Genomic DNA, 14,532 nt, shown 5'->3' on the forward strand with positions numbered 1-14,532 from the left:
GCCGCGCGCACGCCGGCCGCCCCACCCCGGCGCCCCCGCCGCCGGCCCCCCGTCGGCGCGCCGGCCGCCCCCCCGGCCACCCGGGCGCGGCCCCGACCGTCCCCCGGCCGGGGCAGCGCCCTTGTCCTGTCGTGTCAGCGCGTCACTTCTTGCGGCCGCGCTTCTCCCGCACCCGCACCGAGATGTGGATCGGGGTGCCCTCGAAGCCGAACTCCTCGCGCAGCCTGCGCTCCACGAAGCGGCGGTAGCCGTGCTCCAGGAAGCCGGAGGCGAAGAGGACGAACCGCGGCGGCTTGGTGCCCGCCTGGGTGCCGAACAGGATGCGGGGCTGCTTGCCGCCGCGGATCGGGTGCGGGTGGGAGGCGACGATCTCGCCGAGGAAGGCGTTCAGCCGTCCCGTCGGAACCCGGGTCTCCCAGCCGGCCAGCGCCGTCTCGATCGCCGGGACCAGCTTCTCCATGTGGCGGCCGGTGACGGCCGAGACGTTGACCCGGGGCGCCCAGGCGATCTGGGCGAGCTCGGTATCGATCTCGCGCTCCAGGTAGTAGCGGCGCTCCTCGTCGAGGGTGTCCCACTTGTTGAACGCGACGACCATGGCACGGCCGGCCTCGACCGCCATGGTGATGATCCGCTGGTCCTGGACGCTGATCGACTCGGACGCGTCGATCAGGACGACCGCGACCTCCGCCTTCTCGACGGCTGCGGCGGTCCGCAGGGAGGCGTAGTAGTCCGCGCCCTCCTGGAGGTGGACGCGGCGGCGGATACCGGCCGTGTCGATGAACTTCCAGGTGATGCCGCCGAGCTCGATCAGCTCGTCGACCGGGTCGCGGGTGGTGCCCGCCAGCTCGTTGACGACCACCCGGTCCTCGCCTGCGACCTTGTTGAGCAGCGAGGACTTACCGACGTTGGGGCGGCCGATCAGGGCGATGCGGCGGGGGCCGCCGACGGCGTTGCCGAAGGTCTGGGCCGGGGCTTCGGGCAGGGCCTCCAGGACGGCGTCGAGCATGTCGCCCGTACCGCGGCCGTGCAGCGAGGAGACCGGGTGCGGCTGGCCGAGGCCGAGCGACCACAGCGCGGTGGCGTCCGCCTCGCCGCTCTGTCCGTCGACCTTGTTGGCACACAGCACGACGGGCTTGCCCGCCCGGCGCAGCAGCTTGACGACGGCCTCGTCGGTGTCGGTGGCGCCGACGGTCGAGTCGACCACGAAGACGACCGCGTCGGCCGCCTCGATCGCGTACTCGGCCTGGGCTGCGACGGAGGCGTCGAGCCCCAGGACGTCCTGCTCCCAGCCACCGGTGTCGACGACCTTGAAGCGTCGGCCCGCCCACTCGGCCTCGTAGGTGACGCGGTCGCGGGTGACGCCCGGCTTGTCCTGGACGACGGCTTCACGGCGGCCGATGATGCGGTTCACCAGGGTCGACTTGCCGACATTGGGGCGGCCGACGACGGCGAGGACGGGCAGCGGGCCGTGCCCGGCCTCCTCGATGGCACCTTCGACGTCCTCGACGTCGAAGCCCTCTTCCGCGGCGAGCTCCATGAACTCCGTGTACTCGGCATCGCCGAGCGCTCCGTGGTCGTGCTGGTCGTTCATGAAGTCCGTTCCTCGTTCATCGATGGATCGCGCGATCCACTACTCAAGTCTGGCCTAGCGCCCGGTGAGGCGCCTGGCGTTCTCCAGGTGGGCTGTCAGCCGCTCCTGGATCCGTACGGTGGCCTCGTCCAGCGCCTTGCGCGTACGGCGCCCGCCGGCGTCGCCCGCTTCGAAGGCGTCCCCGAACACGACGTCCACCTTGCTGCGCAGCGGGGGCAGCTGTCGTATCAACCGTCCGCCGCGCTCACTGCTTCCCAGCACCGCGACCGGGACGATCGGAGCCCCCGAGCGTACGGCGAAGTAGGCGAGCCCCGCGCGCAGCGAGGCGAAGTCTCCATCTCCGCGGCTGCCCTCGGGGAAGATGCCGAGGACACCCCCAGTCTCCAGCACGCCGAGCGCGTTGGATATCGCGGTGCGGTCGGCGGTCGACCGGTCCACCTTCAGCTGACCGATTCCGAGCAGGAACGGGTCGAGGGGACCGACGAACGCCTCCTTCTTGATCAGGAAGTGCACGGGCCGGGGCGCGGTGCCCATCAGCATCGGCCCGTCGATGTTGTGCGAGTGGTTCACGGCCAGGATGGCGGGCCCGGTAGCGGGAACCCGCCAGGCGCCCAGCACCCGCGGTCTCCACAGCCCGTACATCAGCCCGATCCCGATACGGCGCCCGACGGCGGCGCCCCGCTCGGACGGCAGGGTCACCGGGCCGCCCGCTTCTCCTCGACGAGGGTGACGACACATTCGACGACCTGCTGGAGGGTCAGCTCGCTGGTGTCCACCTCGACGGCGTCGTCGGCCTTGGCGAGCGGGGAGGTCTTGCGGCTGGAGTCGGCCGCGTCCCGCTTGATCAGGGCGTCCCGGGTGGCCGCCACGTCGGAGCCCTTGAGCTCGCCGCTGCGGCGGGCCGCACGGACCTCCGGCGTCGCGGTCAGGAAGATCTTCAGATCGGCGTCCGGCAGGACGGTGGTGCCGATGTCGCGGCCCTCGACGACGATGCCGCCCGTGGCGGACGCGGCGATGGAGCGCTGGAGCTCGGTGATCCTGGCCCTCACCTCGGGGACGGCGCTGACCGCGCTCACCCTGGCGCTGACCTCCGTGGTCCGGATGGGGGCCGCGGCGTCCACACCGTCGACGGTGATCGTCGGGTCGTCCGGGTCGGTGCCGGACACGATCGCGGGCTTGCCGGCCGCCATGGCGATCGCGGCGGGGTCGTCGACGTCGACACCGTTGGTGATCATCCACCAGGTGATCGCCCGGTACTGGGCACCGGTGTCCAGGTAGCTCAGCCCGAGCGCGGCGGCCACCGCCCTGGACGTGCTCGACTTGCCCGTGCCGGCGGGGCCGTCGATGGCGACGATCACGGATTCCACGGTGTCGGACACCTTTCCTGGTCTGCGGAGAGGGCCGGCGGAATGCCGAGGGGCCCCGAACAAGGTTACCGATTGCCGGGCACCGCCCTGACACACGGATGGCGGAGCCCGGATCACCCGGTTCGGGGAGCCCGCTACTGCCGGATCGACCAGCCGCGTTCGCGCAGGGAGGCCGCCAGGACGGGGGCCGCGGCCGGGACGACCATCAGCTGCACCAGGCCGGCCTGCTGGCCGGTCGCGTGCTCGATGCGGACGTCCTCGACGTTGACGCCGGCCCGGCCGGCGTCCGCGAAGATCCGCGCCAGCTCGCCCGGCTGGTCGCTGATCAGCACGGCGACGACCTCGTACGAGGCCGGTGCGGCGCCGTGCTTGCCCGGGACGCGGGCGCGGCCCGCGTTGCCCCGCAGCAGGACGTCCTCGATGCCCTCGACCCCGCCCTGCCGCTTGGACGCGTCGGCGGACTGCAGGGCGCGCAGTGCCTGGACCGTCTCGTCCAGGTCGGCGGCCACCCCGGCGAGCACATCGGCGACGGGCCCCGGGTTCGCGGACAGGATCTCGACCCACATGCGGGGGTCGGACGCCGCGATCCGCGTGACGTCGCGGATGCCCTGGCCGCACAGGCGTACGGCCGTCTCGTCGGCCTCCTCCAGGCGGGCGGCGACCATCGACGAGATCAGCTGGGGGGTGTGCGAGACGAGCGCGACGGCGCGGTCGTGGGCGTCGGCGTCCATCACCACGGGGACGGCACGGCACAGCGCGACCAGTTCGAGGGCGAGGTTGAGGACCTCGGTGTCGGTGTCGCGAGTGGGCGTGAGGACCCAGGGCCGGCCCTCGAAGAGGTCGGCGGTGGCGGCGAGCGGACCGGAGCGCTCCTTGCCCGACATCGGGTGGGAGCCGATGTACGTGCCGAGATCGAGGCCGAGGGCCTCCAGCTCGCGCCGCGGTCCGCCCTTGACGCTGGCCACGTCGAGGTAGCCCCGGGCGGTCCCGGCACGCATGGCCTCCGCGAGCGCGGCGGCGACATGGGCGGGCGGCACGGCGACGATGGCGAGGTCGACCGGACCCTCGGGCGGATCGTCCGTACCGGCGCCGAGCGCGGCGGCCGTACGTGAACGCTCCGGGTCGTGGTCGACGAGATGGACGGCGATCCCGCGGCCGGCCAGCGCGAGCGCCGCGGAGGTGCCGATCAGTCCGGTTCCGATGACGACGGCGGTTCTCACTGGGCGATGTCCTTGCGCAGGGCGGCGGCGGTGCCGAGGTAGACGTGAGCGATCTCGGACCGGTCGAGATGCGACTCGACATGGGCCAGTATCCGTACGACGCGGGGCATCGCGCCGACGACGTCCAGCTCCTGGGCACAGATCAGCGGTACGTCCACGATGCCGAGGTTGCGCGCCGCGGCGGCCGGGAAGTCGCTGTGCAGATCGGGGGTGGCGGTGAACCAGACGCTGATCAGATCGTCCGCGACCAGCCCGTTGCGCTCCAGCACGGCGGTGAGCAGCTGACTGACCTGCTCGTCCATGTGTCCGGCGTCGTCCCGTTCCAGCTGGACCGCCCCGCGGACCGCTCGTACCGCCACCTCGTGCTCCTAACCCTGTGCGAGTGCTCCGTTCAGCGTAGTCACGCGGCCGGAGGCGGGAACGCCACGACCGCTCTCCGAGACGGGACGCCGGCAGGGCACGCGTCGAGGTGTCTGCGCCGGAGCGGCCCGGAGTCACGGGTGCCGGAGAGGCCCGGAGTCCCGGGTGCCGGAGAGGCCCGCAGCCGCAAGGGCCGGAGCCGCCGTGTGCCGTCGGTCAGAGCTGCTGCTGCCGGATCAGGTCCTCGATCGACTGGCCCGCGGGCGGCACCGCTCCGTCCGGGGTGAGCTTGTCCACCGTCTGCGGCAGCACCTGGGCGATCTGGTCGGCGGCCTGCTGCGGTGTGACCCCGGCGTCCTGGGCGACCTTCTGCAACGTCGCCTCCGGCACCGCCTCGGCGATCTGCACACCGCTGACGGGCTGGTTGGCCCCCGTACCGATCCACGACTGGGCATGGTCGGCCAGGCCGGACTTGGCCAGCATGTCCACCAGCCCGCCGAGCGGGCTGCCGCCGGCAGCGCCGTTCCTGTTGCCGAGTGCGCTGATCAGGGCGCCGAGGATGTTCGCGCCGCCGCCGGAGCCGGCGCCCTGCTGACCGCCGCCGAGGAGGCCGCCCAGAAGGCTGCCGAGGTCGTTACCCGCCATGGTGGTGCCCTTCGGTGAGGTGGAGTGATGCTCGGTGAGGCCCGTCACATGTCACCCCGGATCCCGGACGGTCGCCACTCGGGCCTCTTCTCGGCCCTCCCCGCGACGGACCGGGTGCCACCGCTCTGCGCTACAACTGGCGCATGCTCTTTCACGTCGTACCCGTGGACGAATGGACGACGGACGTCGACCGTCCGTACGCCCCCGCCTCCCTGGTCTCCGAGGGCTTTGTGCACTGCTCGCCCGACGGGCCGGCGGCACTCGCCATCGCCGACGGCCTCTACCGTGACGTCCCCGATCTGCTGGTGCTCCAGATCGACGAGGCGGCGCTCGGCGCCGAGGTCCGCTGGGAAGGCTCGGAGGACATGCTGTTCCCGCATGTGTACGGACCGATCGAGCGTTCCGCGGTCACCGCGGTGCTCGTGGTGCGGCGGGACGCGGACGGCCACGCGCGGGAACTCACCCCCTGGGTGTGACATCGCACCGGTGGTGCCCTGCCGGTACGCGTTGGGCTGTCGGACGTACGGCGCACGCGCGTGATGGGGCACGCACCGGCAGGTTGCTTCTTCTCGGCGGCATTCAGCGCCAAGATGCTCCTGCTGCGAGCGGAGCGCCTGCCCCGGCGGGTGCTGCCGGTCGGCAGTGGGGTCGCCATTCACGGTGATCCTGGTGATCGGGCTGACGTCGGCGCTGTGGTTCTTCCGCACGGCCGGGGTCACGACGCAGGGAGACGGGCCATGGACGCACGGCGGCGTACGGTGCTGACGGCAGGCACGGCAGGTGCTCTGGCGGTGATGACGGGCTGTGGCGGGAACGGCAACGACGGCGCTGCCGCGTCCGAGCAGCCGGCCTCTCCCGGTGCGACGACCGCGACCGATGAGTCGCCCGCGGGCTCGGCACCTGCCGGCGAGGAGCTGGCGCGGATCACCGACATCCCGGTGGGCGGCGGGAAGGTGTTCGCCGACCGGAAGGTCGTGGTCACCCAGCCGACGGCCGGTCAGTTCAAGGCCTTCTCCGCCGTCTGCACCCACCAGGGCTGCACCGTGGACAAGGTCGCCGACGGCACCATCGACTGCCCGTGCCACGGCAGCAGGTTCCGTGTCACCGACGCGTCGGTAGCGAAGGGACCGGCCACGAAGCCCCTGCCGCCCAAGCAGATCACCGTCTCCGGGGAGACGATCCTGCTCACGTAGCCTGTGCCGTATGACCCCGCATGAGCTGGTGCGCGACCACACGATCTACTCATGTGTCATGGGTTCGCGCGCCTTTGGGCTGGCGACGGAGGACAGCGACACCGACCTGCGCGGTGTGTTCGTCGCACCCACCCCGCTCCACTGGCGGTTCGAGAAGCCCCCGACGCATGTCGAGGGGCCGGCCGACGAGCAGTTCTCCTGGGAGCTGGAGCGCTTCTGCGATCTGGCCCTGCGCGCCAACCCGAACATCCTGGAGTGCCTGCACTCCCCGCACATCGAGCGCGTCGACGACACCGGCCGTGAACTGCTCGCCCTGCGCGCGGCGTTCCTGTCCCGCGAGGTCCACCGGACGTTCGTGCGCTACGCCGAGGGCCAGCACAGGAAGCTGGAGTCGGACGTCCGCCGGTACGGCGCACCGCGCTGGAAGCACGCGATGCATCTGCTGCGGCTGCTCGCGTCCTGCCGGGACCTGCTGTGCACCGGGGACCTCGTCCTCGACGTGGGCGAGGACCGGGAGCGTCTGCTGGCCGTGAAGCGCGGCGAGTTCAGCTGGCCCGAGATCACGTCGTGGATGGCCCGCACGGCCCACGAGGCCGATGAGGCGGCGCTGCGCACACCGCTGCCGCCGGCGCCGGACCGCGCCCGCGTCGAGGACTTCCTCGTACGGGTCCGGCGGGCCTCAGCCCTCCAGCCGGACGCGGACCACGAGCGCGCCGAGGGCGGCGTGGGCGGAGGTCTCGTCGGGCAGCCGTGAGGCCTGCTGCGCCTCGTCGAGGACGAGGCGCAGCGCTTCGACGTCGGCCCGGGCCCTGTCCTTGTCGACGCCGGAGGCGAGACCGTGCTCGGCGTCCGCCTTGGCCGCGATCAGGTCGGGCAGGTACGCGGGAGCCGCGACCTCGTCGAGCAGCGTGGGCAGATGTGCCTGCACCTCGCCGCTGCGCATCAGACGGATGCCGGTCAGCAGGGTGCGGAAGGTGTAGAGCAGCGGCTTGAGTTCGCCGGTCTTCTCGAACAGCCGCCACTGCGTGGACGCGAAACCCCGGTAGTGGTGGGCGTGGTGGACGGTGAGCACACCGGGTGCGAGGGCCACCAGCTCGTCGTGGGCCTCGCCGGTGTGGACGACCAGCGGTGACAGCAGCTGCTCCAGCACATAGCCGTTGCGGCGCAGCATGAGCCGGACGAACTTCCGCAGGTCGTGCGTGACCAGGTCCATCTCGGTCCCGTCCCGGTCCCACAGGAGAGACCTGGTCTCCTCGGGCTCGTGCAGCCCGACCAGCTCCGCCACCGGGAGCAGATGGACGCCCCGCAGGTCCACGTCCGAGTCCTTGGACGGGAATCCGTACAGATGCGCACCCGAGACGGTGGCGAAGAGCAGAGGGTCGGGCTGTTCGGCCACGACGGGGCCGAGGTCCATGGCGAGTGGGGCAGTCATGGATCAAGAATCCCAGAGCGCTCCGAGGGACATCAGGTCGCTGCGGTACTCGATCCGCTCCGACCACTCCTTGGGCCACGCCCCGGCGCCCAGGTGCGCCCCGGCGAAGGCACCGGCGAGGCAGGCGATGGAGTCCGAGTCGCCCCGCGTGCAGGCGGCCCGGCGCAGCGCGGTGGCCGGCTCGTCCGGGAAGAGCAGGAAGCACAGCAGCCCGGTGGTGAGGGCCTCTTCGGCGATCCAGCCGTCCCCGGTGGCCAGACACGGATCGGTCTCCGGGTTGGTGGTGCGCAGGGCGGTGGCGAGCCGTTCGAGTGCCTGGAGGCACTCGTCCCAGCCGCGGGCGATGAAGGCTTGGGGCGTCGGGTCGTGGGAGTAGGTCCAGAGGTTGCCGAGCCAGCGCTCGTGGTAGCGGCTGCGGCTCTCGTAGGCGTACGAGCGGAGCTGGCCCACCAGGCCCATCGGTTCGCCGCCCTGCGCCAGCAGGTGCACGGCCCGGGCGGTGAGGTCGGAGGCCGCCAGCGCGGTGGGGTGGCCGTGGGTGAGCGCCGCCTGCAACTGGGCCGCGCCCGCTCGCTGTTCCTCGCTCAGTCCCGGTACGAGACCGACCGGCGCGACCCGCATGTTGGCGCCGCAGCCCTTGGAGCCGATCTGGCTCGCCTCCTGCCAGGGAAGGTCGCTGTCGAGCTTCTCGCAGGCGACGAGGCAGGTGCGGCCGGGGGCGCGGTTGTTGTCCGGTGAGTGGTACCAGTCGACGAACTCCTTGCGCACGGGCCCGGCCATACGGGACGCGTCCAGCAGCCCGCGGTCCATGGCGGTGCGTATGCCCCGGCCGAGGGCCAGGGTCATCTGGGTGTCGTCCGTGACGATGGCGGGCCCGGGCAGCTGCATCTCCCGCCAGGGTCCGGTCCTGGCGAGAATCTGCGGTACGTCGTCGAACTCGGTGGGGAAGCCGAGCGCGTCCCCGATCGCCAGTCCGATCAGCGAGCCGGTCGCGGCCTGCTTGGTGACGGTCCTCGTGGTCCTCAGCGTGGTCATGGCTGCCGTCCTTCCGGTCGCAGGAGTGGAGGGTGCAGGGCCGATGCGGCACCGGCCCGGTAGATCGCGGCCGGTTTCCCCCGGCCGCCGGTGCGGCGCGGCGCGCCCTCGACGGCTTCGACGAAGCCGGGTGTGGTGAGGACCTTCCGCCGGAAGTTGGGCCGGTCCAGCTCGACACCCCAGACCGTCTCGTACACCTGCTGGAGCTCGCCGAGGGTGAACTCCGGCGGGCAGAAGCTGGTGGCCAGGCAGGTGTACTCGAGCTTGGCGCCGATGCGGTCGTACGCGTCGGCGAGGATCCGGTCGTGGTCGAAGGCGAGCGGGGACGCGGACGCGAGCGGCATCCACTGGGCGTGGGCCGCGTCCCCGCCGCCGCGTGGTTCCGGCAGGTCGGGCAGCAGGGCCGTGTAGGCGACGGACACGACGCGCATCCGCGGGTCGCGGTCCGGATCGCTGTAGGTGCGCAGCTGCTCCAGGTGGAGGTGCTCGACGGTCCGCTGCGACAGCCCGGTCTCCTCGGCCAGTTCGCGGCGCGCGGCGATCTCGGCGGACTCCCTGGGCCGCACGAAGCCGCCGGGCAGGGCCCAGGCCCCCTTGTAGGGGTCCTCGCCGCGCCTGACGAGCAGGACGTGCAGCCGCTGCTCGCGGACCGTGCAGACGGCGAGGTCGACGGTGACGGCGAAGGGAGGGAAGGCTCCCGGGTCGTAGTCCTGCATCAGCGGCGCTCCGGGAGTGGGTCGGCGAGGTCCCAGCCCTCGTCGAGCAGGGCGTCGACGGCGGCGACGGCGGTGGCGAAGCGCTGCTCGTGCGGGCCGCGCAGCCGGACGGTACGCCGGCCGGTGCGCCGCAGTTCGTCGGCGAAGCGGCCGGTCATCCACGGTCGCAGATGTTCCCCGTCGCGCAGTCCGTCGTCCTCGAAGTCCACGCCTTCGTGGTCGGTGAGCAGCCACAGATGCTGTCCGCCGCGGGCGGCGATCCGGGCCACCTCGTCGTGGCCGGCGCCGAGGTAGCGCTCGTGCCACACCGTGGTGGCGAAGGCGTCGGTGTCGCAGAACAGCACCGGGGAACCGGCGCGGGCGGCCGCCTCCTCCAGCTCCGTCTGCCGCCGGGCGATGACCGGGAACTCGTCCGAGGAGAAGGACACCTCGCTCCAGTCGGCTCCCGGCCGCACGGAGCGCAGCCGCGCCAGCTTCAGTTCGCTGAACTCCCGCCCGTACTCGGGCACGTACTGGGTGCGGGACCAGACGCCGCCGCGCCGCCGGTAGTGGTCCGTGAGCGCGCGGGCCATCGTCGTGGTGCCCGTCGACTCGGCGCCGAGCACGACGACGCGCCGGGCGAGCGCCGCGCGGACGGGTGCGCGCAGCAGGTCCCAGGAGCCGACGGGGTCCTTGCGCACGGCCGTGCCGGAGACCGGGAAGAGCGTGCGGTCGGGGTCGACGCACACCGCCTCGGCGCCGAACCGGCGGCCCAGTTCGGCGCCGTAGGTCTCGGAGGTGAAGACCGCGTCCACCGGCTCGGGCACGGCGGCGCGGAAGACCGCCATGTGGGCCTCCCACACGTCCGGGTCGTTCAGGTCCACCGGAATGTCGTCGATGGCGCCGACGACCCGTACCTCCGGGTGGAGTTCGCGCATCCATGCCACGCGCGCCGCGAGCGGGATCGTCTCGACCGCGGAGGCGCAGACCAGCACGGTGAGCCGCTCGCACCGGTCGGCCGCGGTCGTCACGAGATGGTGGTGGCCCGCGTGCGGCGGATAGAACTTCCCGAGGACGAGGCCGTGTCCGTACCGGCTCATGCCCTCGCCCCGACCGGCTCGCGGGGCACGGCCGCGAGATCGCGCGACCAGTTGCGCAGTCCCAGCACGCAGAGCGTCATGAACCCGATGTAGAGCAGCGAGGTCAGATACAGCTCCTTGTACGCGTACAGCGGGATGTAGACGACGTCGGCCGCGATCCACAGCCACCACGACTCGACCCGCTTGCGGCACTGCCCGTACGTCGCCATCAGCGACAGGGCGGTGGTCAGCGCGTCCCAGAAGGGGACGGTCGAGTCGGTGGCGCGGGCGAGCAGGAGCGTCAGCCCGGCGGTCCCCACCACCCCCGCCGCGCACAGCCACGACCATTCCGTGCGGCTCGTGCGCCGCACCGGAAGGCCGTCGCGGCCTGGTCCACCCCCGTGGGTCCAGGTCCACCAGCCGTACACGGCGAGGGTGATGAAGACGATCTGCAGGCCGGCGTCGGCGTAGAGCCCGGCCTGGACGAAGAGAAGGACGAAGAAGAGGTTGTTGGCGATGCCGATCGGCCAGTTGGCGAGGTGCTGGCGGGCGACGAGCCAGACGCAGAGTGCGCCGCTTCCGAAGCCGAGGACCTCGGTCCAGCTCACCGGGGTGTCCAGAACGGTGAACAGCGGTTGCTGCAACGGTTCGACGATGTCCGCGAGACTCACGCCCGCCTCCTTAATGGTCACTCTGACTATAAAGGCAGTGGGGGTGGTCCCACAAGGCGTGGCGGCTCCCGGGAACGACGAAAGCCCGCGGCATCAACTGCCGCGGGCTCTGCGTGCGTTGCGTTCCGGACCTGAGGGCTCCGGCGCAACAGGTGTTCCAGGGTCTTCCGTTCGGATCCGGCCTGATCCGAACGACAGGTCCTAGAGGCCGACTTCCTTCATCAGCATGCCGACCTCGGTGTTCGTCAGACGGCGCAGCCAGCCCGACTTCTGGTCGCCGAGACCGATCGGCCCGAACGACGTCCGCACGAGCCTCTCGACCGGGAAGCCCGCCTCGGACAGCATCCGGCGGACGATGTGCTTGCGGCCCTCGTGGAGGGTGACCTCGACCAGGTAGTTCTTGCCGGTGTTCTCCACCACGCGGAAGTGGTCGGCGCGCGCGTAGCCGTCCTCCAGCGGGATGCCGTCCTTGAGCCGCTTGCCGAGGTCACGCGGGAGCGGGCCCTGGATCGCGGCCAGGTAGGTCTTCTTCACCCCGTACTTGGGGTGGGTGAGACGGTGGGCCAGCTCACCGTGGTTGGTGAGCAGGATGATGCCCTCGGTCTCGGTGTCCAGCCGTCCGACGTGGAACAGCCGCGTCTCGCGGTTGGTGACGTAGTCGCCCAGGCACTGGCGGCCGTCGGGGTCCTCCATCGTGGAGACGACACCCGCGGGCTTGTTCAGCGCGAAGAAGAGGTGGGACTGGGTCGCGACGGTCAGCCCGTCGACCTTGATCTCGTCCTTCTCCGGGTCGACCCGGACGCCCTGCTCGACGACGACCTGGCCGTTGACCTCGACCCGGCCGGAGTCGATCAGCTCCTCGCAGGAACGGCGCGAGCCCATACCGGCCCTGGCCAGCACCTTCTGCAGCCGCTCGCCCTCCTGCTCGGCGCCGGGGAAGGTCTTGGGCGTCTTCACCTCGGGCTTGTTCGCGTAGCGCTCGCGGTTGCGCTCCTCGGTCCGGGCGTCGTACTCACGCGAACGCGAGGGGGCGGTCCGGCCGCGGCCTCGCTGGGGGGACTGCTTCGGGCCGCCCTTGGCACCGCCACGGGCTCCCTCTCCCCGCCCCTTCTTCGGCGCCTCGGAGGAACCACCGACGTCGTAGCGGCGCTCCTCGGGCCGGGGCTTGCCCGAGCGCTTCTGCTGGTCGTCGCGGTTGTTGCCGGCACCCCGGTAGTTGCCGCGCCCGCTGCTGTTGTTGCCGCTGCTTCGCATCAAAGTTCCGTCGTCTTGTCGTCTTCGTCGGTGTCCGGAGCATCCGGATCGAACGACGGCACCCCTTCCAGCGTCTCGGCCTCGATCGCCTCGGCCTCGGGGAGGAAGGGCGCGAGCTCCGGGAGCTCGTCCAGGCCGCGCAGGCCCATCCGCTCCAGAAAGTAGTTCGTCGTCCTGTACAGGATCGCACCTGTTTCGGGTTCCGCGCCCGCCTCCTCGACCAGACCGCGCTGAAGGAGGGTGCGCATGACGCCGTCGCAGTTCACTCCGCGCACCGCGGAGACCCGCGAACGGCTGACCGGCTGACGGTACGCGACGACCGCGAGGGTCTCCAGCGCCGCCTGCGTGAGGCGTGCGTGCTGCCCGTCCAGGACGAAGCGTTCCACGGCGTCGGCGTGCTCCGCGCGCGAGTAGAAGCGCCAGCCGCCCGCCACGAGCCTCAGCTCGAAGCCGCGGCCCTGGACGGTGTACTCGTCGGCCAGCTCCCGCAGAGCGTCCGCCACCGCCCTGCGCGGCTGCTCCAGGACCTTGGCGAGGTGCTCCTCGGTGGCAGGCTCGTCCACCACCATCAGAACGGCCTCGAGGGCGGGCTTGAGATCGCTCACGCCTTCTCCTCAGGAATCTCGGGTGCTCGGTCGAACTCGTCGGTGACGCTCGCCTCCGCGTCGCCGCCGGTCCAGGTGACCAGGAGCTCCCCGAGGGCGTCCTCCTGGTCGAGGACGACGGCCTTGTCCCGGTAGAGCTCCAGGAGTGCCAGGAAGCGGGCCACGACGGTGAGGGTGTCCGCGGCGTCGTCGGCGAGCTCCCGGAAGCTGATCTGCCCGCGCTCCTTGAGCAGGGCGACGACGATCTCACCCTGCTCACGGACGCTGACCAGCGGGGCGTGGATGTGGTCGACGTAGACCTGCGGGCGGGGCTTGGGCTGCATGGCCTTCACGGCCAGCCGGGCGAAGCCCTCGGGGCCGATGCTGATGACCACGTCGGGCAGCAGCTCGGCGTGGTGCGCCTCCAGCCCCACGGTCCGCGGGTAGCGGCGGGCCTCGGCGTCCAGCCGGACGCTGAAGATCTCGGCGATCTGCTTGTAGGCGCGGTACTGGAGCAGCCGCGCGAAGAGCAGGTCCCGCGATTCGAGCAGCGCGAGATCGGCCTCGTCCTCGACCTCGGCGGAGGGCAGCAGACGGGCGGCCTTGAGATCGAGCAGGGTCGCGGCGACGACGAGGAACTCGGTGGTCTGGTCGAGGTCCCAGTCGTTGCCCATGGCGCGGATGTACGTCATGAACTCGTCGGTGACCTTGGACAGGGCGACCTCGGTCACATCGAGCTTGTGCTTGGCGATGAGCTGGAGCAGCAGGTCGAAGGGGCCCTCGAAGTTCGCGAGCCGGACCTTGAACCGGCCGTCGTCGGGCTCGGGCTCCTCGGGCTGGTCCGGCTGCTCCGGCTCCCGACCGTCGGGCGAAGGCTCGGCAGGTGCCGGGACCGCGGGCGCCGGCCCGGACGGGGCGGCCGCCTCGCCGAGGAGGTCCCCGGAGCCGCCGTCGGGTGCGCTGTGCGGGGTCGGGAGCACGTCCGTGGCCGCAGGCCCCGGCCCATACGCCGGGGGCGCGAGAGAGCCGTCCAGGGCGACGGGCACGTCAGCGGTCTCGAAAGCCTCCGGGGCTTCCGGGGCTTCGAGGACTTCGGGGGCTTCGGGGGCTTCGGCAACGGACTCCGTGACCGGCGCGGTCCCAGCGTCGACGGGCGCCGGCTCGGGCACGCTCCCGGGGTCGGCGGGCGCCTCGGCACCGGGCTCGGGCGCGACCACCTCGGTCCCGGGCTCGGGAGCGGCGTCGAGCTCCGCCTCCGGATCGCCGGACAGCGGGTCGGCCGGCCCCCAGGAACCCGCCCCCGCAGCGCCCGGCGGACGCGTCGACCCCGGGCCCCGGCCGAGAGTGCGGCGGGACGAACGGGCGGGGTCAACGGGCGGTGGCATCGTGGTCCAGGGGCGGAAGGA

At 71.9% G+C, this 14,532-nt stretch carries 17 protein-coding genes and 1 pseudogene; 4 read left to right on the top strand and 14 right to left on the bottom strand.

Going from position 1 to position 14,532, the window contains the following annotated elements:
• Positions 1-142: 142 nt before the first annotated feature.
• The 6 genes from der to ACFWU3_RS31900 form a co-directional block, all read right to left on the bottom strand.
• Entirely contained in the window at positions 143-1,591 is a 1,449-nt protein-coding gene (gene der, locus ACFWU3_RS31875) for a ribosome biogenesis GTPase Der (protein WP_384444519.1), read from the bottom strand.
• A 54-nt stretch (positions 1,592-1,645) separates the two neighbouring features.
• Entirely contained in the window at positions 1,646-2,329 is a 684-nt protein-coding gene (locus ACFWU3_RS31880; protein ID WP_384444520.1) for a lysophospholipid acyltransferase family protein, read from the bottom strand.
• Complete coding sequence (gene cmk / locus ACFWU3_RS31885) at positions 2,287-2,970, bottom strand: (d)CMP kinase (RefSeq protein ID WP_384444521.1); 684 nt, start codon at positions 2,968-2,970, stop codon at positions 2,287-2,289. Before cmk ends, ACFWU3_RS31880 begins: the two co-directional genes overlap by 43 nt.
• Before the next feature lie 122 nt (positions 2,971-3,092).
• Complete coding sequence (locus ACFWU3_RS31890) at positions 3,093-4,178, bottom strand: prephenate dehydrogenase (RefSeq protein ID WP_384444522.1); 1,086 nt, start codon at positions 4,176-4,178, stop codon at positions 3,093-3,095.
• The gene (gene aroH, locus ACFWU3_RS31895; protein ID WP_313947194.1) at positions 4,175-4,537 is read right to left on the bottom strand and encodes a chorismate mutase; all 363 of its coding nucleotides are present in this window, start codon (positions 4,535-4,537) and stop codon (positions 4,175-4,177) included. The genes ACFWU3_RS31890 and aroH overlap by 4 nt, the downstream gene beginning before the upstream one ends.
• A 217-nt stretch (positions 4,538-4,754) precedes the next feature.
• Positions 4,755-5,231 (bottom strand): YidB family protein, encoded by a 477-nt coding sequence (locus ACFWU3_RS31900; protein ID WP_384444523.1) that lies wholly within the window; start codon positions 5,229-5,231, stop codon positions 4,755-4,757.
• A 95-nt stretch (positions 5,232-5,326) separates the two neighbouring features.
• Here ACFWU3_RS31900 and ACFWU3_RS31905 point away from each other — a divergent pair, with 95 nt between their 5' ends.
• The 4 genes and pseudogenes from ACFWU3_RS31905 (at position 5,327) to ACFWU3_RS31920 (ending at position 7,130) form a co-directional block, all read left to right on the top strand.
• Positions 5,327-5,659: a DUF952 domain-containing protein gene (locus ACFWU3_RS31905; protein ID WP_384444524.1), complete on the top strand. Its 333-nt coding sequence runs from the start codon at positions 5,327-5,329 to the stop codon at positions 5,657-5,659.
• A gap of 63 nt (positions 5,660-5,722) precedes the next feature.
• A pseudogene (locus tag ACFWU3_RS31910) lies at positions 5,723-5,779 on the top strand (hypothetical protein); the annotation flags it as partial.
• 141 nt (positions 5,780-5,920) lie between these two features.
• Positions 5,921-6,376: a Rieske (2Fe-2S) protein gene (locus tag ACFWU3_RS31915; RefSeq protein ID WP_384444544.1), complete on the top strand. Its 456-nt coding sequence runs from the start codon at positions 5,921-5,923 to the stop codon at positions 6,374-6,376.
• A gap of 10 nt (positions 6,377-6,386) precedes the next feature.
• A complete protein-coding gene (locus ACFWU3_RS31920) occupies positions 6,387-7,130 on the top strand; it encodes a DNA polymerase beta superfamily protein (RefSeq protein WP_384444525.1) in 744 nt (247 codons plus the stop codon).
• Here the strand turns inward: ACFWU3_RS31920 and ACFWU3_RS31925 are convergent.
• The 8 genes from ACFWU3_RS31925 to ACFWU3_RS31960 form a co-directional block, all read right to left on the bottom strand.
• Positions 7,056-7,808, bottom strand: coding sequence for a DNA polymerase beta superfamily protein (locus ACFWU3_RS31925; RefSeq protein WP_384444526.1), 753 nt, complete (start codon positions 7,806-7,808; stop codon positions 7,056-7,058). The genes ACFWU3_RS31920 and ACFWU3_RS31925 overlap by 75 nt on opposite strands.
• 3 nt (positions 7,809-7,811) lie before the next feature.
• A complete protein-coding gene (locus ACFWU3_RS31930; protein WP_384444527.1) occupies positions 7,812-8,843 on the bottom strand; it encodes an ADP-ribosylglycohydrolase family protein in 1,032 nt (343 codons plus the stop codon).
• Positions 8,840-9,559 (bottom strand): NUDIX domain-containing protein, encoded by a 720-nt coding sequence (locus tag ACFWU3_RS31935; RefSeq protein WP_327684992.1) that lies wholly within the window; start codon positions 9,557-9,559, stop codon positions 8,840-8,842. The genes ACFWU3_RS31930 and ACFWU3_RS31935 overlap by 4 nt, the downstream gene beginning before the upstream one ends.
• Entirely contained in the window at positions 9,559-10,638 is a 1,080-nt protein-coding gene (locus tag ACFWU3_RS31940) for an AAA family ATPase (protein ID WP_384444528.1), read from the bottom strand. The genes ACFWU3_RS31935 and ACFWU3_RS31940 overlap by 1 nt, the downstream gene beginning before the upstream one ends.
• Complete coding sequence (pnuC, locus tag ACFWU3_RS31945) at positions 10,635-11,288, bottom strand: nicotinamide riboside transporter PnuC (protein WP_384444529.1); 654 nt, start codon at positions 11,286-11,288, stop codon at positions 10,635-10,637. The genes ACFWU3_RS31940 and pnuC overlap by 4 nt, the downstream gene beginning before the upstream one ends.
• A 201-nt stretch (positions 11,289-11,489) precedes the next feature.
• Positions 11,490-12,542, bottom strand: coding sequence for a pseudouridine synthase (locus ACFWU3_RS31950; RefSeq protein ID WP_313947184.1), 1,053 nt, complete (start codon positions 12,540-12,542; stop codon positions 11,490-11,492).
• Entirely contained in the window at positions 12,542-13,111 is a 570-nt protein-coding gene (gene scpB / locus ACFWU3_RS31955) for an SMC-Scp complex subunit ScpB (protein ID WP_327686925.1), read from the bottom strand. Before scpB ends, ACFWU3_RS31950 begins: the two co-directional genes overlap by 1 nt.
• 32 nt (positions 13,112-13,143) lie before the next feature.
• A complete protein-coding gene (locus ACFWU3_RS31960) occupies positions 13,144-14,511 on the bottom strand; it encodes a segregation/condensation protein A (protein WP_384444530.1) in 1,368 nt (455 codons plus the stop codon).
• Between the last annotated feature and the right edge of the window lie 21 nt (positions 14,512-14,532).

This window comes from Streptomyces sp. NPDC058685 (genome assembly GCF_042714725.1).
Taxonomy (GTDB): Bacteria; Actinomycetota; Actinomycetes; order Streptomycetales; family Streptomycetaceae; genus Streptomyces.